The sequence below is a fragment of the Mycobacterium sp. 852002-40037_SCH5390672 genome (assembly GCF_001665875.1).
In the GTDB taxonomy this organism is placed as follows: Bacteria; Actinomycetota; Actinomycetes; order Mycobacteriales; family Mycobacteriaceae; genus Mycobacterium.
The window spans coordinates 26,340-45,027 of record NZ_LZTA01000015.1 but is presented as its reverse complement, the minus strand read 5'-3'; the positions used below and the strand labels follow the sequence as shown (position 1 = coordinate 45,027).

Sequence of the window (18,688 nt, the reverse complement as noted above, 5' to 3'; positions counted from 1 at the left end):
GCCCGCTGCCGCAAGCTCGAGCGCTGTCGTGATGCCGATCGGACCGGCCCCGACGATCGCTACGTCGGTCTCGATCGCACGGACCGGGCGGCACAAGAGCTATCGGCGTTCGATTCTCGCCAGGACGATTACTTCCATTCGCGTAGTGAGCTCACCGTCCGCCGGCAAGTCGGAGGAACCTCGGCCCTCTGGGGTGGGCGCTGCGTCAAGTTCGACCCCATCGATTTCGAGCTTCGACCCATCACCGCGCATGCGCCGTGGCCAATCGAGCATGACGATGTCGAGCCGTATCTCCAACGGGCCTGTGATTATGCGGTGTGCGGCCAGGCGGCATTCAACGCGCGCGATATTCCTGAAATCGCGCACCGCGACATGATCGTGGGACTTCCCGACGGCCGGGTGCGCACCACGGACCTCGAACGTTGGGCCTTGCCAACGCGTTTCGGGCGTGAATACCGCACGGCATTGCGCGACACTTCCGGCGTCACGCTGTGGACCGGCCTCACCTGCACCGAAATCGTGACGGCGCCGGCCGGTGACCGCGTCGATCACCTCGTGGTCAAGACGATTGACGGTCGGCAGGGGAGAGTCCTCGCGACGGACTACATCATCGCGACCGGTGGTTTGGAGGCCACCCGTCTACTGCTGGCGTCGGACCGCCATCACCCCGGGGGGCTGGGGAATGCGGGCGGGCACCTGGGTCGGTGGTACATGGCTCACGTCGAGAGCCGGGTGGCGCGCGTGCAATTCACCACCGACCGGATCCTCTACGCGTACGAACGGGACGCCGAGGGCGTGTACGTTCGCCGGCGCTTCACCTTCGATCCGCACCTGCTGCGCGAATCCGCAATGCCGAACGCCGCAGTCTGGTTGGTGAACCCGCCGATCAGCGACCCAGGACACGGAAGCGGGATTCTCTCGGGGGTTTATCTGACCCTCATCTCCCCGGTGGGCCGGTTCCTGCTCGCCGGGGCCATTCGTGAGGCACACACCAAGACCGACGCGTCGTCCCGAATCGTCGCGCACCTGCGCAATATCGTGCGAGACCTGATCCCCTCGATCCGGTTCGCGATCGCGTTCTGCTACGCCCGGTTCCTGCGCAGGGGCAGAAAGGCGCCGGGATTCTTCGTGAAGAGCGCCGACAATCGCTACCTGCTCCAGTACCACGGCGAGCATCTGCCACACTGGGAGAGTCGCGTCGAGCTGACCGATGAACGGGATACCTTGGGCATGAGGCGGATACGCACCCACATGCACTTCTCGGACGCCGATTACCGCAGCGTGCGCCAGGCCATCGTCGCGATCGACGAGCACCTTCGTCACCACGGCGTGGGCTACGTGGAGTGGCTGACCGACGATGTCGAGGGCGCGGTGCGCGCGTTCATGGAGAAGCGGACGGGCTTCCACCAGGCGGGAACCACCAGGATGTCGAACTCGCCGCGAGACGGCGTCGTAAACCCGCACCTGCAGGTGCACGGCGTGCGCGGGCTGCACGTTGCGAGCACGTCGGTGCTGCCGACGTCGAGTCAAGCCAACCCGACACTCCTCGGGATCGCGTTGGGCGTACGGCTAGCTCAGCGCCTTGCCGACGCCCGAAAAGCTTGCAGTCCGCCCGAATTCGGGGCGCGCACTAACTGACACTGAGTATGTGTGGCGCGCGTACCCCGGTAAAGGAATCATGTCGCCGTCTGCCACATGTCGTCGATGAGGGACTTCGTCTGCTGGATGTTGGTGCGGCTGGACGCGCCGAAAACGATCGACTGGATTTGGGGCTGGCTGCAGACATACTCGATCGCCTCGCGTGGCGGAATCGCGCCTGATGCGAGGACGGACATCGCAATCAGCCGGCACTGGCGTTCGCGGACGGTTCTCTCGTAAAGCTCTACGCCCCCGCACATCCGGAAGCCGATCTTGTTGAAATTGGCGCACACGATCGGGTTCTCGATCCCTTGCCGATCCAGAGCATCGAGGAGCCTCGGCAGGTTCATCGTGATGAAGCCCGGCTCGGCGTTGTACTTGAGCCTGACGTGGTCGGAGAACAACCTGAAGGCCTCGTTCATCCCGAGCCCGAGAAGCAGATCGGTGACGACGTTCTGGATGAAAATGACGGGGGTAGACATTCCGGCGAACATCTTCATCTCGGCATCGACCAAGAGCTGCATCAAGGGCTCGACGTCCTTGCTTGCGATCGCGACGCCGCCCTTGAACATCGACCTGACCGCCCCGTCGTCCGGCAGGAACTTCCGGAGCGCCTCGACAATTCCGAACTCGGTCACGGCATTCGCATACTTATGCGCGTACGGCATGCACGGGTAGAAGACGTAGTCGGGGTATTCAGTTCTGTTGGCGCGGAAGTGATCACAGACCTCGCCAACACGATCATGGGTCGTGCAGACGAACGTGCGGATGCCTTCCCGATAGGCGTCGTCCAGCGTCGCCAGCACGGCCGGGAGATGCTGGAAGCGTATCGCCTGTGCCCGTGCCTTTTCCTCGGACATGTGATTGACGCCGAAAAACTGGTTGTCCCCGAACAGCACGCGGTCCATGGTCACGATGCCTTGGAGGTTGCGAGTTTCTTGATGCGCGCGACGATCTCACGCCGCAATGCGCCGCGCGGGGATCCGTTCACCGACCCCTGCGGCGGCGGCACGGAGCGCATGCCGCCGGTGCCGCCGGTGATCATGTCGACCACGCGATCGACGTCGAGTGCCGAGCGAAACGTGTTTTCGCCATCCACCCGGTGCTGTTTCACGCTGCTGGCGAAATAATCGATCTGCGCCGAATATTCCTCGCCTCGAAGGTAATACCAAACCTCCTCGGTGAGGTCGGTCGTGTATCGGATTGTCCATCCCTGTGCCAACTCGGGGAGCTGGGGGTGTGCTTCACGCAGGTAGATTTGGCACTCCTGTCGATCGACGGTGATGCGGCCGTTCGTTCCCCATACCGACACCTTCGTCGACATCTTGCGGAAGCTCTCGTCGCTCCAGTTCACGCACAGCTGGCCGGTTGCGCCGTCGGGATAACGCATCGTGCAGTAGACCTCGTCGTCGACATCGCGCGAGAAGACACCATGGCGGACTACCCCGTCGACCGAATGCGGTACGCCGGCCACGAAGTTCATCAGATCGATGGCGTGACAAGCGTAGTCGTAGAGGGCGCCCCCGCCCTCGGCCTTCACTCCGCGCCACGTGCTCCCTTTCTCGCGCAGGACGACCGGGCCATATGCTTCCGCCCGCACATGGTGCAGGCGCCCCAGTGCGCCCGACGCGGCGATCCGCGCCGCCTCTTGGAAAGAACCAACGAAGCGGCAGTGATAGCCGACCTGAGTAACGAGCCGACTCGACTCGGCCAGGGCCACCAGGCGTTCGCCGTCCGCCACATCCAGGACGAACGGCTTCTCGCAGAAGACGTGCGCCCCGGCCTTCAGCGCCTTCTCGACTATCGGCGCGTGCAGCCTCGACGGGACGGCGACGACAACCGCTTCGATTTTGGTCGCCGCCAGCATCCGATCGAAGTCGTCGTAGCAGTCCAGGCCGGTGTATTTGGAGAGAACATCGCGCACATAGCCGGCCGAATCACAGATACCCACCACCTCGAGATCCGGGTGGGTACGCAGGATCGCAAGATGTGACAGCCCCATTTTTCCGAGGCCGACTAGGGCCGTGCGAATCATTTTGTGCGCCTTTCACTCTTCGTTCGAGTCCCGCGGCGACGTGTGCAGCGAAGGTGTCGAGCCAGATGGGCAGGAGGAGTTCCGCTTTGCTCAGATATTGGCGCCCGTGTGCATGGATCCGCCACGGCCGCCTCGCAGTCGATTGCTGCGCCGACGCCTATCAAGACATACCGGGCATCCCTGTCCTCGTACGCAGTGATCGCCCGCTTTAGGGACGCTCAACGCAACGATGATGACGTTAGCATCGCAGCGTTGATGATTTCGGCGATCTCGTCGATCTCGTTGCCGCCGCCCCGGGCGAGACGCCAGCCCGGTGCCCGCCGAGTTTCGTTGGTATATGCGAGAACGCGATTGAGGCGACGCCGGGTTCATTACCATTGAGCTGCCGCCTCGCCTGATGCAACGAGGGGCGGGAGCGAAAGCTCTTGTCGTGCGGCCGAGTTTGGTCGCGAGCGTCTGAGACGGGGGAGGACATGGGCCGCCTGCTCCTCATCGCGTCATCCGGCGGGCATATCTACGAAATGTTTTGCCTGCGGGAGTTCTGGCAGGACAAGGATCGGTTTTGGGTGAGTTTCGGTACCGCCGACGCCCGGTACCTGCTGCGCGACGAGAAGGAGATTCACTGGGCGGCGCACCCCACCGTCCGTAATGTCCCCAACCTGCTGCGCAATTTGGTGCTGGCGCTGCGGCTCCTGATCCGCCACCGGCCCGCGATGATCCTGACCACCGGTTCGGGGGTGGCCGCGCCCTTCCTCTGGCTGGCTTGGCTGCTGCGGATCCCCACGGTCTTCGTGGAGTCGATCACCCGCATCACCGAGCTCTCCCTCACCGCCCGGATGGTGAAGCCTTTCGCCTCGCGGTTTCTGGTGCAATGGCCCGAGTTGGTCGACCGGATTCCCGGCACGGAATATCACGGGAGGATCGTGTGATCTTCGTGATCATGGGGATGGAAGTGCATCCGTTCGACCGGCTGGCGCGCGCGGTCGACGAGCTGGCCCGGGCGGGCACGACCGGGGAGGACTTTTTCGTGCAGCTCGGAACCTGCGGCTATGAGCCGCGGCACGCCCGGTTCGAGCGCTTCCTGTCCTTCGGGGACGTCCGTGAACGGATACGTTCCGCGTCCGTGGCCGTCACCCACGCCGGCGCTGGATCGACCTTGCTGTGCATCGAGCAGGGCAAGCATCCGGTGATGGTCCCCCGTCGCTCGCGGCTCGGCGAGCACGTCGACGAGCACCAGCTGCCGTTCGCCGAGAAACTGGAGGCGGGCGGTTTGGCCACCGTGGTCCGAGAAATGGACGAGCTGCCGGCAGCGATCGCGGCGACGCGGTCTCAAGCGGCCCCGCCCGATGCGCTGGGCCGGGCCCGCGAGCTGACCGGGTGGCTGGAAACCTTCTGGCGTGGACTCGCCTGAACCCACTCGTCAGCGGCGATTGGTGATCACCTGTGCGATGACGTCCAGCAAGCGGTCCGCGACCAGATCGACGGAGCATCGCCGCGCGTAGTGGCGCGCGGCGTCGGCTCCTTGCGCCGCCGCGATATCCGGATCCGCCAGGGCGTCGAACGCGGCGGTGAGCCCGGCGACGTCGTCGATGCCGACCGGGGGGCAGCCCGGCGGCTGATACTCGGGCAGGGCACCGGCGGTGGACACAATCGGCATGACGCCCAGCTGCATAGAAAGCACTTGCACACCGCTTTGTGAAGCTCGCCGATAGTGCGCGATCGAACCTTTCGCGGCGGCCAGCGCGGGGATGACATCGGCGTAGCGGAAGCTGCCGTTGCGCCAGTGCGTGTGTTTGGGCAGGGCGGCCGCGTCTAGTGGCCCATCGCCGATGAGCACCATGTCATCCCCGCGCCAGCAGCCGCCGATCACGTGTCGCCGCCAGGCCTCCAGCACGACGTCGACGTTCTTGTACGGGTTGAGGCGGCCGAACATCACGAAATCACGGCGTCCTTCGGGCCCCACGAACGGTGGCAGCCGGTCCAGGTCGAGGTCGCTGGCCAACGGCACGACATGCACTGGCGTGCCGGCGATGTCGCGGCGCGCGGCGACGGCGGCCGCGACATAGCCGCTGTAGGTGACGGTGGCCGCCGCACCCGCGCCCCAGCGGTCGAATACCGCACGTTCGTAGGCCGGTGTCAGTTCGTCGGGATCGTGTGGCCGGTCGTCGTGCACCACCTGAATGCGCGGGACTCGGCCGGCCAGCGCGATCCACCGGGGATCCCGGACCAGTTCGGCGATCACGACGTCAGGCCGGTACTGGCGCACGCGGCGCCAGGCCTTGAAGGTCGGCGGCCAGGTTGTGGCCGTGCGAAATCGCGGGTCAAGCACCAACTCGTAATCGCGCGCGGTATCGGACTCCGGATGCTGGTCGGAGGTGACCAACAGCACGTCGGCGCCGTGGCGCAGCAGCGCTTCGGCCTGCACGCGTACCGCCGGTCGTGTCCACGGCGAAAGCCAAAGCACCCGAGGCGCATTCACAGCACCGCTCCGATCGCGTCGAGGTAGGCATCAGCCATTGCCTCTATCGTGTAGTGCTTGCGCATCCGCTCGTAGCCACATCGCCCAATCGATGGCAGCGCCCCCGGGTCTGCCAGGACCTGGGCCAGTTGTTCTCGCCAGCCCAAGACCGACACGGGTTCGACGAGGAATCCGGCCCTGCCGAAATCCAACATTTCCGGGACAGCGCAAACCGCCGATGCCGCAACCGGTATCGCTCGCGACATCGCCTCGAGAATCACCACCGGGAAAGCCTCGGAGCGGCTCGGAACGCAGAGTAGGTCCGCGTCGGCCAGTGCCGGTCCGGGCCCCGCTGACCATCCGCGCCACTGGACCCGCTCGGCCAATCCGGCAGGCGTGGCCGCCTGCAGTCTCGCTCGATCGGGTCCGTCACCGAAAATGGACAGCCGCCAGGGAATCTCGACGAGGCCGCTCAGCGCCTCGATCAGCAGATGGGGGTTCTTGTGCTCGACGATGCGTGTCAGCATCACCAGGTGCAGCGGATCGCCGGCACATCGGTGCCGAGGGCTCGGCTCCCCGATGTCGGCGACGCCATTGGGCGCGATGAATCGTTTTCCCCAGAGCCGGTGCTGTGCGGTCAGCATGTCCCAATGGCGTTGCGCCAAAACGATAAAGCCGTCCGCGCGGCGCATCGCTGCGGTCAGTGGCCGCGAGTAGATGGGCCTGTCCTCCTCGGGAGGGACATGTGGGGCGACCAACCAGTGCCGGTTTCGACCGGTCGCGCGCCACAAACTACCGAATCCCACCTCAGTGTTGGTGTCGCCGGTGACAACCACCGCCGGGCCTTCGGGGATGTCCACGATCGGAGCCCACCAGGGCTGGCGCACCACCCGCACGGAGTGCGGAATTTCCGAAATCAAGGGGCCGAGCCGCTGGACGCAGACAATGGTGACAGCGAATCCGCGGCGGACTAACTCCGTTGCCAGTAACGCCTTTTGCCGCTCAGCCCCGCCGTAGACCAGGCGGTTGGTCGTGATCACGATGGACGGCAGGTGCGCGCGCCGGCGGGCGCGACCGACGCCGCGCGCACCGCCCCCTGCCCGCTGTAACCGGTCCAGCACAATGGTGCCGGCCAGATACGTGTCGGCGTGGTGCACACTCTTTTGATGCTCGAGCAGCAGCGCGGTGTTGGCCCGCGCCAGGTCGCGATCGCGGCGGGGACCGCCGCGATGGTCCGGATCCCCGCGGATCACCGGGCGTTCGGCACCGAGTTCGTCGGCCAGTAGCACGCGCCAGCCCGCCAAGCGGGCCCGGGCCTGCCAGTCGGCGGCCTCACCGTATTCGAAGAATTCCTCGTCGAACCCGCCGATGGCGTTCCAGGCCACGCGGTTGATCGCCAGACACGTCGCGCTCAAATCACCGTCGAAGCCTTGTGATTCGGGAGGCCGGCGGGCGTACAGCGGTGAGATCGGCGTGCGGCGCAGCGACACGGAGTAGCCGGCAGCCTCGGTGAGGGATCGCCCCAATGTCGGTCGCCGGGTTGCGATGTCCCATGGTGCCAGGCCGGGCGCAGTCACGTCGCGCACCATCGGTGAAACCGCTGCCACCTTGGGCTGACGAAGTAACTCTCGGGTGCGGGTGAGGGGCCTTAGCACGCGGGCACAGACATCCAGTAACAGTAGGTCGGCGTCGGCGGGTGCGTGGTCGACCAGCGCGTTGCAGGCCGCGGCGAAGCCAATGTTGTCCTGTCCCGACACCCACTGCGCTGCAGGGTATTTCGCGGCCAGCCCGGCACGCTCTGGATGTTCTTCGCCGCTGTTCTCGTAGACATAGACCGGCAGCGCGGGTAAATGCTCGGCCACACTGCGTAGGCAGCTGTTGAGCGACTCGTGGCCGCGACGGTTCACGATCAGGACCGCCAGCGGGCGGGTGGTGGGCAGCTCGGGCGGGTCGCCGATCGGGCGCTTCAGATACGCCCGATCCGATTCGTGTTTCATGCCGCCAGCTGATTCCCGCGCAGGGCGGTCAGGTTCGACCAGCCGATCGGGCCGACGATCGCGCTGGTGGCCAGGTAGGCGCCAGCGGCGGCGAGCAGAGCCACAACGACGTGGTGACCCGAAAGTAGCAGCGCCACAGCAACACTCGCTGCCGTCGGTATCAGCAACCGCAGCAAGAACAGCACCGGTGTGCGGTAGCCGCAGCGACGGCGCAACCACCAGGTGCTGACCACCATGTTGAAGAGCTCGGTGCACACCAGCGCGATGCCTGGACCGACCGCGCCGTAGCGTCCGGCAAGGCTGAGATTGAGTGCGACGTTGAGCACCAGGGTGGCCATCGTCAACCAGAACAAGATCCGCTGATGATGACTGGCGACCAAACCCTGGCCCAGGGTGCCGCCGACGAATCGCAGGGCCGCCGCCACGAACAGCAACGCCAGCGTGGGCGTGCCGCGATCGACGAACGCGTTGTCGCCGAAGAACGCGATCAACGGTCGGGCCAGCAGCGCACCGACGATTGCGACGGGCACGGCCACGAAGCACATCAGCTCGACGCTGCGACGCAGAAAGCCTGCGAAAGCGGCGACGTCGCGCGCAAACAGCTCGGTGGCCGTCGACAGCGTCGACTTGTGAAAGATCAGCGATACCACGATGGTATTGAACGCGATCGTGAACGCCAGCCCGTACACGCCAACTTCGGAATGCGTGCTCAGCAGGGACAGGATCACGCCGTCGGCACGGCAGTACAGCAGACCGACCACCAGGAAACCGATCAGCGGAAGGCTTTCCCGTAACAGGTCGGCCGCCTCCCGCGGTGCGAAGATCGGGCGCACCGAGATGTGTCGCGTCGCCGCGGCGCCCTGAATCAACAGCTGCACAGCAGGCGGGATCAGTTGCGCGACGGCGAACCAAACGACGTCCGACCGCATCGCCACGAGGCAGGCGACCATGGCCAGGGTGCCCGTTCGGGCGGTGACGTCGGAGATGGCCACCGCGGAGAACCGGACGGTGGCCAGAAATACCGGCTCGAAGCGGGTCACCATGGTCTGCATCAGCAGTGCCCCGGAGAGCACGACGAGCATCACTCGCACCTCGGGGTCGTGATAGATGAGCAACCCGGAAACGGCGGCCAGTACGGCCAGCGGGACGCAATAGATCAGGGCCAAGCCGCTGTTGATGCGCACCAGGCGCTCCAGGTCGCCACGGCCGGAGGTCACCCGGCGCACGATGACGGTGGCGATTCCGAGATCGGCCAGACTGGTCCACATGGCGATGAAGAGGACCGCGATGGAAAGTTGGCCATAGCGCCCGGGCCCCAGATAACGAGCGGTCATCGCCACCGACACCACGGAGGCCAGCATGCCCAGAGCCCGGCAGGTCAATTGGATCGAGAACGCGTGAGCCATCCGCGTGAGCGGCACCGAGGGCACCATCGCGTCAGGTGCCGTCGGCTCGGTCATGGCTCGCGAGCCTAGTAGGCTCCGTGGCTCGTGAGAACCGCTTTCACGGTCTTGGCGACAATCACCAGATCCCCCGACATCGACCAGTTGTCGACGTAGGACTGATCCAGCCGCACCGACTCTTCCCAGGAAAGGTCCGAGCGGCCGCTCACTTGCCACAATCCGCTGACTCCCGGCTTGACCAACAACCTGCGCTTCACGTCACTTTCGTAGTTGTCGACTTCGCGTCGCAACGGAGGTCGCGGCCCGACGACGCTCATGTCTCCCTTGAGGACGTTGATGAATTGGGGCAGTTCGTCAATGCTGTACCGGCGAAGAATCTTGCCGACGGGGGTGACCCGGGGGTCTTCGCGCATCTTGAACAGCATGCCGCCGGCGCCCTCATTGAGCGATAGCAGCTGCTCGAGCTGGGTGTCCGCCCCGTTGGTCATGGTGCGGAACTTCAGCATTGTGAAGGGCTTTCCGTCGACGCCGATGCGTTCGGACGGGTAGAAGACGGGTCCCTTGCTGGTCAGCTTGATGGCGATGGCAGCCGCAATCAGAAGCGGTGCGGTGGCGACCAGCGCCGCCAGCGAGAACAAGAAGTCAAAGGCCTGCTTCTGAAAGCGGTGCGCCCCTTCGTATTGCGGCTTGTCGACATGCAGCAGAGGCAGCCCCGCGGTGAGGCGCAGGGTCAATCGCGCCGCGGTCACGTCCATCACGCCGGGAGAAACCACCAGGTCGACGTCCATGGTCTCGAGCTGCCACATCAGCTCCCTGATCCCGTGCATGCCAAAGTGATCCGTCTGGGTCAGCGCCACCGTGTCCGCGCCGCAACTGCCGATCGCAGTGGCCGCATGGGTTTGGTCGCCCAAGATCGGGATCTCCCGGCCTCCGATCGTCAGCGTGTTGCCGCGACCCGGCCCGTAGCCGGGAATGCAGACACCGACCACGACGCAGCCGGCCAGCGGATTGCGCGCCAGTTCATGCGCAAGGTGGGTAACCGCCTGGCGGTCTCCGATCGCCAAAACCCGGGTCTGGCAATGACCTTCGGCGCGCTTGCGATTGACGTGCTTACGCCACCCGCTGCGGCTTCCCAGCAGTGCCAGCGTCCCGACGGGAAGTGCGATGGCCAGATAGCCGCGGGCCAAATCAACCTTGGCGAGCAGCGTGACCATCGCGATGATTCCGAATGTCCAAAAGGATGCGGTGCCGATCCGCCGGTACTCCTCGATCCCCGCCCCGATGACCCGGCTGGAGCGCGTTTGGAACACCGCGAGGGCGGACAGCCACAGCGCCGCGAAGAGGAAGGAGAACAGCGTCATCATCGGGTCCGAGTAACCCGAGGTGTTCGCGATCTCCCCGAACCGAACGTACTGAGCAAGCATTACCGACGCGCAGACGATCGCGGAGTCGCTGATACGCAGGTATTGCGAGTATCGGTCCTGCCAGCGCCGTAAAACGTTGCCAGCAGCCAAATGCGCCGGACCCGAGGTTACCGGCGAACCATGGGTGTCGCCGCGATACAGCGCGGTGACGCCTGCGGGCCAGGGCTTCAGCGGCCGCCGGCCGGGCATGATATCCACGGTGTTGCGAATCATTACCGACTGATGCATGTCGCCACCTGTTCCACTGGAACCAATCTGGGTTTACGTGACGGCCAGCTCGCGTCCTGCTCGGAGATGACCGTGACTGGGATTGGCCACGAGACGCCGAATTCGGGGTCGTCCCAACGGATCCCCTGCTCCTCGGTCATCGCGTGATCCCCGCTGACCTGATAGCTGACTTCTGTGTCGTCGACCTGCGTCTGGAAGCCGTGAGCGACATAGGGCGGCAAGTACAGCGTCCGGTGGTCGTCGGCGCTCAATTCGACCATGACGTGGTCGCCATAGGTCAGCGAGTCGGGGCGGACATCAACCGCAACGGCGGCGATGGCCCCCCGGGTGCAGCGGACGAGCTTGGCCTCGGCGTGTGGCGGCACCTGACGGTACAGACCACGCACGGTGCCCCGGGTGTAGTTGAAGACGACATTGGTCTGCGTGACATCGAAATTCAGCCCGTGGTTAGCGAAGTCCCTGGCGCAGAACGACCGTGATGAGAACCCGCGATGGTCGCGGTGGAGTTCGAGATCGATGATCGTCACCCCGGCGACCTTGGTGGGCGTGTACTTCACTTACCGCTCCTTCTCCTGTACCGGGCCTGAAAATCCTCTGCGCTCATGCGATCGCTTATGCGTATCCGGCAGCCGGCGGGCGCGTCATCACGGTCGGGATAACGCCGTATCGGGGTCCGAGCGATTTACCCGAGGCGGCCGCCAGACGCGGCAGCGAACCCATGACGCTGGGCGGCACGTTTGCGCCGGCGAGGTTGATGGCGGGCAACGCCGAAACGGCGCTGTTAGCGGCGGGGATCACGCTCGTCCAGCTCGCCGGTACGGACAACGGCCCCAATGAGGCCGCGCTGCCGAGGCTGCCGAAGACGCCCGACCCGAGCGATCCGAGCGAACCCGCACCGGAACTGGCCGCGCTCGCGGCCCCCGACGCCGCGGCCATGGCCCCGTCGCCGACGGCTTTCGTCAAGCCTTGCGCGGTCTGGGCCATGCCGAGGATGGAGGACATCCCATACAAAGGGGTCGCTGACGCCGAGAAAGCGCTGGGAATAGCGCCGGGCAAACCCGACGCGAGGCCCGTCATGATCGACGAAGTGGTCGCGTCGGTTGCCCCGGTGGCTCCGGTTGTCCCCACGGTCCCAACGGTGCCGCCGGCGTCGGTGATCGTGCTGGTCGTGGCGGTCATCGGTGAGGAAAGCTGGTGCAGCGTGGTGGGGACCTTGGACACCACCTGCGCGAGGTTTGCTTGCTCAGTTTGCGCGGTGACCCGCCCAACCGTTGCGGCTTGCTCGGCCATGCCGCCCTCGTTGGTCACGTGCGGCGCCGGGTTGAACTGTGTCACCGAGCACGCGGCCGCCGAGCCCGCGGCGTACTCATACATCGCCGCGGCGTCCTGCGCCCACATCTCGCCGTACTCGGCCTCGGTCGCCGCTATCGCCGCCGTGTTCTGGCCGAAGAAGTTGGTCGCGACCAGCGCCGCGAGCTGGGCCCGGTTGGCGGCGACCGCCGGTGGGGGGACGGTCATCGCGAAGGCGGCTTCGTACACCTCTACCGCGAGCCTGGCTTGACCGGCCGATTCCGCGGCGCGCGCGGCGGCCCCTGCCGTCCACGCCATGTATGGCGCGAATGCGGAGGCCATGGTCAGCGACGACGGCCCCATCCAGCGCTGGGTAGTCAACCCCGCGATCACGGAGCGGTAGGAACTCGCCGCGGTATGCAGTTCGGCGGCCAATCCGTCCCAGGCCATCGCGGCAGCGATCAGCGATAGCGGGCCGGCACCGGTGTACATCCTGGTGGAGTTGATCTCCGGGGGAAGCGCTCCGAAATCGATCATTTCAGACCGTGGTGGTCAGTCGGGCCGAGGCGGAGCCGGCGGCGTAGGAGGTGGAGTGGACCGTCGATACGTCGACAATCCGCTGGTCAGCCCTGGTCTGGTGGTCCCGTGGGCCCTGTGACCAGTGGTTCGCCGTGACGAACGACATGTGCTTCCCCTTATGCGGTGCAGACGGTCGAGACGATGTTGAGGCTGATTGCAAACTGACGATATGACAATAGCGTACAAAACATACCAATAGTTTGACAATACCCTGTGACGTAGGCCTCAGGTATTTGCGCGCGCGTCAACAGGGACAGCCGTATGACTGCTAACCTCTGGGGTGGGCTACATGTCTTGAGCGGCGCGGGGTGCGTGTTCGCTCCCACCCCTGAAGAACCGAGGTAGTTGTGCCCTGCATGAGCAAGGCGTTTGTCGACGTCACGGCGGGCGACCCGGCCCGCGGGGTCAGTCTCGGTCTGGGCATTTGCATCAAAACTCGCACAATGGGGAAACCGAACTCTCGATTGCGATGACGACCCATTCGACTGACGGACGAGCGGACGCGACCCGGCAACAGATTCTGCGGGCCGCATCCCATCAGTTCGCCCGACGCCCCTACCACGATGTAGGCCTCGACGACATTCTCGCCGAGGCTGAACTGACCAAGGGTGCGATGTACTTCCATTTCAAGTCGAAGCACGCGTTGGCCGTCGCGATCATCGACGGTCAGACCGAAGCCGGCGCCGCCGCCGTGCAAGACCTGATGACGCGCGGGCTGTCGGGTCTCGAGACCCTGATCGACTTCTCGTATCTGATCGCCATCAAGGACATCAAGACCGACGTCGTCAGGTCGGGTCTGAACCTGATGGAGTCCGTCGGCCTGGCGGACGGGCTGCAGGAGAAGTTGTTCGATCAATGGATCAAAGCCCTGGCCAAAGTCGCCGAGCAGGCCAAGACCGAGGGCGACATCAACGAAGAGTGCGACCCGCAGGACATCGGCCGATTGATGGTTTCGCTCCACATGGGGCTGCGAAAAACCAGCAATCTTGACGCGCCCGAGCGCTTCCTGCGGGACCTGGAGAGGTGCTGGTCCCTGCTACTGACCGGGATTCTGCAGGCGGACCGCACCGAGTACTTCCGCCAATTCCTCAGTCGGCGTGCGGCGCTCGCCATCAACTCCAGTTCAGCGGATGCCGACGAGAAGTAGCGACGCTGGCCGCTCGTACGGTCGGATCGTTGCGGTGGCGGCTGATACTGTGGGCCGTCTTGCGGGCAATGTGAAACCAGATGAGCGATTTGCGCATCCGATGAGACTCCGGAGGTGCGTGCACAATGGCGCGCCAAGTTCGCTCTGAAGCCACTCGTCGAAAAATCCTTGATGCCGCAATCGAAGTCTTCAGTGACGTCGGGTATGCCGCCGCGGGATGGAGCACCATCATCGAGCGGACGGGAATGACCAAGGGCGCCCTCTATCACCATTTTGATTCGAAAGAATCGTTGGCCTCGAACATCATCGAGGAAGGCTCGGACACGCTTCTCAGCGCTTTTCGCAATGTCTGTGGGGCGTCGTCGCCCGGCCTGGAGAACCTGCTGCACGGAACATTCACGATTGTCGAGGTGCTGAGCTCGGACAAGATGGCCCGGGCGGCCGCGCAATTGGCCACAGCGTTAAGCGGATTCAACGCAGCGGCCTCGCGCTTCTACGCCAACTTGATTCTGGAAACCGCACAGGAGGCGCGGCGGGCGATCAAGGAGGGAGACCTCCGTAACGAAATCGACCCCGACGTGCTCAGCGCGTCGATCATCGGCACCATATTCGGGGCGCGGTTGGTAGCCAACTCGATATCCAGCCACGGCAGAATCGGCAACATCATCGGCGACCCCACCGTGCGCTTACATCAGATATGGAACCTGCTGCTCCCCGGTGTTGTCTCGGAGGCGTCGCTGCCCTACTTCCAGCAATTCCTCCGGCGCGAAGAAATGCGCCACGCCGCGGCCCGGGCATCCCGGGAACAGGCTGCGGCGGAATCGGAAACCGATTAGATACCGGTGAGAGCCGCTGCCGCGGCGTCGCAGGATCTTGAAGAGATGGTGCGAGATACCTTTTCGCGGTCGCCACGACGGCGATTCCGTTATTGGGGTTGAACCGCTTTCAACAATGCATACTGTTCCGGTGATGTACCGGAAATCTCTCGGCCGAGTAATTGCGCTGGCCGGTGTCGTCGGATTCTTGGTGATGAGTGCTCCGGCATCATGGGGTGCGCCCGCCGACCCGGCCACCTCGCCGGACTCGACGACGACCCTGTCGCTGCTCGACGTCGGGTCCGCCGCCACCCTGGAATTCTGGGGGCTGACGAGTAGCCAGCAGCTGACCGTCCCGGTGCTTCACGGCCTGACGCCGACCGCTCTGAATACGACGGTCGAACTGCCGATCAATCTGCGCTCGGGATTGATCACCGTGACGCAGGGCGAGCGGACGCTGGCGAGGCTGAACCTGCCAACCGCGGATCAGACACCGATCGCCATACCGTTGGCCGGAGCGGAGGTGACCGACAATTGGCTGACGGTAACCGTGCATGCGTATCTGGTTCCGTTGGACGGATACTGCTTGTACCAGGAAAGCCCCTTGCGTCTGACCAATGGAACCGTCACCTACAGCGGGGCGGAACTGCCGCCCACCACGGTGGCGCATTTCTTGCCGCCCGTGCTGCGGAAGCTGAGCATCTATCTGCCGCAATCGCCGTCGACCGCCGAGTCCGACACGGCAATTCAGCTCGCCGCCTCCGCCGCCGCGCACTACGGCAAGCAGGTTCCCGACATCGTGGTGCTGCCCTTGCCGGAAGGCCAGGCCGCGCCCCCGAACCCGCCGCAATCGCTGGAGCGCCAGATCGTCGTCAAAGAGGGCCCGGACAACGGGCTTTCGCTGCAAGGCTCGTCCGGTGTGCCGTGGCTGTTGATGTCTGGGCCACTGAACCGAACCGACGATTCGGACACGGCCGTGTTGTTCAGCGACCTGTCGGAGCTGGCCCTGTCGGCCAAGGTCGCGGTGGACTCACCGAAGCCAAAAGTGCAACTGCCCGGTAATAGCGCCTCACTGCGCGAGCTGGGGCAGCCCTTCGCCAACTCGACCTCCCTGCAACCTCGGGTGTCGATCGGAGTGGACCAGACCCGGTTCGGCAGATCCATTCATTCGGTGCGGGTGCATCTGCAGGGGTCCTACACCCCGACGTCGAACAACATCGTCGGCCAGATCGCGGTAACGATCGGCCCCGAGACCATCGACCACTGGCCGACAGACGGCCACGGCACCATCGATCGCTGGATCGACGTGCCAGACCGGCTGCTGCAGCGCTACACCAACCTCGAGTTGGTACTCGATCTTGCGAGCAATGTCGGGCACTGCGGCGACTTTTACACCGCCGGGCCCGGAAACCAGCTCCTCACGCTGAACATCAACGGCGACAGCACGGTTGAGAGTAGCCCGGCCGCGCCACCGATGCCCGACGGTTTTCAATCCGTGCCCCAAACCCTGATGCCCCGCGTCCAGGTGGGCATCGCCGAGCACTCGTTCATCGACACCGTGCGCGCGCTCGACATCATGGTGGGCCTGCAACGGATCAGCTCGATACCGATCGACACCACCGTCACCAGCGTCAAACAGGCGATCGACTCGGCCGATCCCGCGCTACTGATTTCCGCCGACGGATGGAACCAGTCCGACGTGGTGCTCCCGGTCGCCGCGGGCCCCAGCGGGCCGATCACGGTCAGCGCGGTCGGACCCGGTGACAAGCCTGCCAAGCTCACGTTGGACCCGGTGCTGCGGTTCGCCTCTCTCCAAACGGCTTTCAACCGGGGACGGTCACTGCTGATCGCGACGTCCAACGGAGCACCCGGACAACTCGACGAGCTGATCAGGTGGCTCAAGAGCGACAACAACAAACACTGGCAGCGGCTCAAAGGCGTTGCGGTGGTGTCGGTGCCCGGGCAAGACCCGGTTACCGTTGATCACCCGACGTTTGCCGCCGGTGCTTCCGCCGCAGCAGCCGGAAATCATTCCAAACTCGACTGGCTGTGGTGGTTCGGCGCCGGTTGGATCGTCGTGGCCATCGTCGGTGCAGGGGTGATCCTGTGGCGCGTGAGACGCGAATCATGGCGGCGCCGATAGCGTTTGACATTCGATGGCACGAGTCAGGGACGTCGTGATGCGCCCGGCCATCAAGAACGTCGCGGCCGGATTGCTGTGTGCCGCCGGGGTTCCGGCGTTGGCGCGGCGACGACACCGCGACCTGCTCGCCATCGTGATGTTCCACGGCGTGGAGGACCAACCGCTGTCGCCGCCCTGCTGGCATGTCAGCGACGTGGCGCTGTACCGCCGCCAACTGGAGTACCTGCGTAGGCACTTCAACGTCCTTCCACTCGAGCAGGCCCTCGCTTCCCTGGCCGCCGGGACATTGCCACCACGCGCGATGGCGATCACATTCGACGACGGCACCCGCAACCTGGCGACACAGGCGCTGCCGGTGCTGCGTGACCTGAACCTGCCCGCGGCGGTGTTCCTGGCGACGGGCCCGATCGGCACCGGCGACGCCCTGTGGCCCGACCGGCTCTGGCTGGCGATCGCACGCGCCGTGGCAGCCGAAGTCGATTTGGCCCCACTGGGATTGGGAACGCGTTCACTCGACGGTGACGTCCAGCGTGGCAGCGTCTACGCGGCGACGGTCGAGGCGTTGAAGAACCTTGCCGACGCGCAACGTATCGCGGTGCTGGATGAGGTCCTGGTCGCGCTGGGATATCGCGACGACGGTGACGCCGGCCCGTTCCGAATGCTCACCTGGGACGAAGCGCGCGAAATGGCCGGCGATCCGTTGGTGACGCTGTATCCGCACACGGTGACCCACCCCATCCTCGCCCGGTGCGACGACGACAAGGTCGAGCGCGAGATCACCGATTCGTGCGCCGCGCTCGAGCGTGAAATCGGCGTAATGCCAACGGTTTTTGCCTATCCGAATGGCCGGCCGCAGGATTTCGACGCCCGGGCCAAGAACGTATTGCGTCGCCGTGGAGTGCGCTGGGCGCTGTCCACCGCACCGGGATTCGCCGATCGCTTCTGCGACCCGCTGGCGTTGCCGCGGTTGGCGGTGGGTAGCGATTCCTCTTTCGACTACTTCCGGCTCACGGTCTCCGGCGGTCTGCCGCGGCCGCGGGGGACGGCCGGTGCGGCGAGCCACTGATGCAGCCCCCGGCGCCGCTAGCGCGTTTCTTCCCAGAGCTGTTCGGTCAGGTCCTGGAACGCCGCGAGGGCGAACTGGTCGTCCACCCGCCGCAACGCGGACTTGCTCATCATCGCGCGCACGACCGAGCCGTCTTTGTGCGCCAGTTCGACGACCATGTTCGCCAGTGCGTGAACCGTCGCCAACAGCGAATCCGATGCCGGGGCCTGATGGAAGATCTGTTCGAATCGCAGCGACAACGTCTCGTCTGGTTCGTAGCCCATCATGTCGGCAAATGCGGTGTTGGCGAACAAGATACTGCCGTCATCGCCGATGGCCAGCACCGGAACCGGGATCCGCTCCAGCACAACCAGTGCGGGCAGCTCCTTCAGGGTCGTCATCGGCGATTGGCTCTGTTGCCTGTTCTGGCGTCGTTCCACACGAAAGATTATGGTCTATGCCAGAAGATATGTTGGACACATTTGT

General features: G+C 64.9%; 17 protein-coding genes and 1 pseudogene. 7 read left to right on the top strand and 11 right to left on the bottom strand.

Annotated features, from left to right (window positions below; all coding sequences use genetic code 11):
* Positions 1 to 96: FAD-dependent monooxygenase (locus A5782_RS26665; RefSeq protein ID WP_231986591.1), on the bottom strand; the 96-nt coding region annotated here is incomplete at its 3' end.
* On the opposite strand from A5782_RS26665, the pseudogene A5782_RS04155 reads away from it, so the two are divergent.
* Positions 67 to 1,638, top strand: a pseudogene (locus A5782_RS04155) (GMC oxidoreductase); the annotation flags it as partial. The gene A5782_RS26665 and the pseudogene A5782_RS04155 overlap by 30 nt on opposite strands.
* 38 nt (positions 1,639 to 1,676) lie before the next feature.
* Here A5782_RS04155 and A5782_RS04150 read toward each other — a convergent pair.
* Positions 1,677 to 2,552, bottom strand: a complete 876-nt coding sequence (locus tag A5782_RS04150) for a hypothetical protein (RefSeq protein ID WP_067095584.1) — start codon at positions 2,550 to 2,552, stop codon at positions 1,677 to 1,679.
* A complete protein-coding gene (locus tag A5782_RS04145) occupies positions 2,549 to 3,673 on the bottom strand; it encodes a Gfo/Idh/MocA family protein (RefSeq protein WP_067095581.1) in 1,125 nt (374 codons plus the stop codon). The genes A5782_RS04150 and A5782_RS04145 overlap by 4 nt, the downstream gene beginning before the upstream one ends.
* Positions 3,674 to 4,146: 473 nt before the next feature.
* Between A5782_RS04145 and A5782_RS04140 the strand changes: the two genes are divergently transcribed.
* The gene (locus A5782_RS04140; RefSeq protein ID WP_067095578.1) at positions 4,147 to 4,602 is read left to right on the top strand and encodes a polysaccharide biosynthesis protein; all 456 of its coding nucleotides are present in this window, start codon (positions 4,147 to 4,149) and stop codon (positions 4,600 to 4,602) included.
* The gene (locus A5782_RS04135; RefSeq protein ID WP_067095575.1) at positions 4,599 to 5,084 is read left to right on the top strand and encodes a glycosyltransferase; all 486 of its coding nucleotides are present in this window, start codon (positions 4,599 to 4,601) and stop codon (positions 5,082 to 5,084) included. Before A5782_RS04140 ends, A5782_RS04135 begins: the two co-directional genes overlap by 4 nt.
* 9 nt (positions 5,085 to 5,093) lie before the next feature.
* On the opposite strand, the gene A5782_RS04130 is transcribed toward A5782_RS04135, so the two are convergent.
* From A5782_RS04130 to A5782_RS25965, 7 genes are read right to left on the bottom strand one after another with little or no spacing between them, the layout of a single operon-like run.
* Complete coding sequence (locus A5782_RS04130) at positions 5,094 to 6,137, bottom strand: glycosyltransferase family 4 protein (RefSeq protein ID WP_067095572.1); 1,044 nt, start codon at positions 6,135 to 6,137, stop codon at positions 5,094 to 5,096.
* An 11-nt stretch (positions 6,138 to 6,148) separates the two neighbouring features.
* Complete coding sequence (locus A5782_RS04125; protein ID WP_067095569.1) at positions 6,149 to 8,128, bottom strand: glycosyltransferase; 1,980 nt, start codon at positions 8,126 to 8,128, stop codon at positions 6,149 to 6,151.
* Positions 8,125 to 9,588: a flippase gene (locus tag A5782_RS04120; RefSeq protein ID WP_067095566.1), complete on the bottom strand. Its 1,464-nt coding sequence runs from the start codon at positions 9,586 to 9,588 to the stop codon at positions 8,125 to 8,127. The genes A5782_RS04125 and A5782_RS04120 overlap by 4 nt, the downstream gene beginning before the upstream one ends.
* Before the next feature lie 11 nt (positions 9,589 to 9,599).
* Complete coding sequence (locus tag A5782_RS04115; RefSeq protein ID WP_067095563.1) at positions 9,600 to 11,183, bottom strand: sugar transferase; 1,584 nt, start codon at positions 11,181 to 11,183, stop codon at positions 9,600 to 9,602.
* Positions 11,168 to 11,740 (bottom strand): dTDP-4-dehydrorhamnose 3,5-epimerase family protein, encoded by a 573-nt coding sequence (locus tag A5782_RS04110; protein WP_067095560.1) that lies wholly within the window; start codon positions 11,738 to 11,740, stop codon positions 11,168 to 11,170. Before A5782_RS04110 ends, A5782_RS04115 begins: the two co-directional genes overlap by 16 nt.
* Before the next feature lie 55 nt (positions 11,741 to 11,795).
* Positions 11,796 to 13,010: a PPE family protein gene (locus A5782_RS04105; protein ID WP_067095557.1), complete on the bottom strand. Its 1,215-nt coding sequence runs from the start codon at positions 13,008 to 13,010 to the stop codon at positions 11,796 to 11,798.
* A 1-nt stretch (position 13,011) separates the two neighbouring features.
* The gene (locus A5782_RS25965; protein WP_156623784.1) at positions 13,012 to 13,158 is read right to left on the bottom strand and encodes a hypothetical protein; all 147 of its coding nucleotides are present in this window, start codon (positions 13,156 to 13,158) and stop codon (positions 13,012 to 13,014) included.
* A 363-nt stretch (positions 13,159 to 13,521) separates the two neighbouring features.
* Between A5782_RS25965 and A5782_RS04100 the strand changes: the two genes are divergently transcribed.
* The 4 genes from A5782_RS04100 (at position 13,522) to A5782_RS04085 (ending at position 18,223) form a co-directional block, all read left to right on the top strand.
* Positions 13,522 to 14,199: a TetR/AcrR family transcriptional regulator gene (locus A5782_RS04100; RefSeq protein ID WP_067095554.1), complete on the top strand. Its 678-nt coding sequence runs from the start codon at positions 13,522 to 13,524 to the stop codon at positions 14,197 to 14,199.
* A gap of 125 nt (positions 14,200 to 14,324) precedes the next feature.
* Complete coding sequence (locus tag A5782_RS04095; protein ID WP_067095551.1) at positions 14,325 to 15,035, top strand: TetR/AcrR family transcriptional regulator; 711 nt, start codon at positions 14,325 to 14,327, stop codon at positions 15,033 to 15,035.
* A 115-nt stretch (positions 15,036 to 15,150) separates the two neighbouring features.
* Positions 15,151 to 17,157, top strand: coding sequence for a hypothetical protein (locus A5782_RS04090; protein WP_067095548.1), 2,007 nt, complete (start codon positions 15,151 to 15,153; stop codon positions 17,155 to 17,157).
* Between the two features lie 13 nt (positions 17,158 to 17,170).
* Positions 17,171 to 18,223, top strand: coding sequence for a polysaccharide deacetylase family protein (locus A5782_RS04085; protein ID WP_067095545.1), 1,053 nt, complete (start codon positions 17,171 to 17,173; stop codon positions 18,221 to 18,223).
* Between the two features lie 17 nt (positions 18,224 to 18,240).
* Here the strand turns inward: A5782_RS04085 and A5782_RS04080 are convergent, their stop codons facing one another.
* Positions 18,241 to 18,603, bottom strand: a complete 363-nt coding sequence (locus A5782_RS04080) for a PAS domain S-box protein (protein WP_067095541.1) — start codon at positions 18,601 to 18,603, stop codon at positions 18,241 to 18,243.
* Positions 18,604 to 18,688 lie beyond the last annotated feature (85 nt).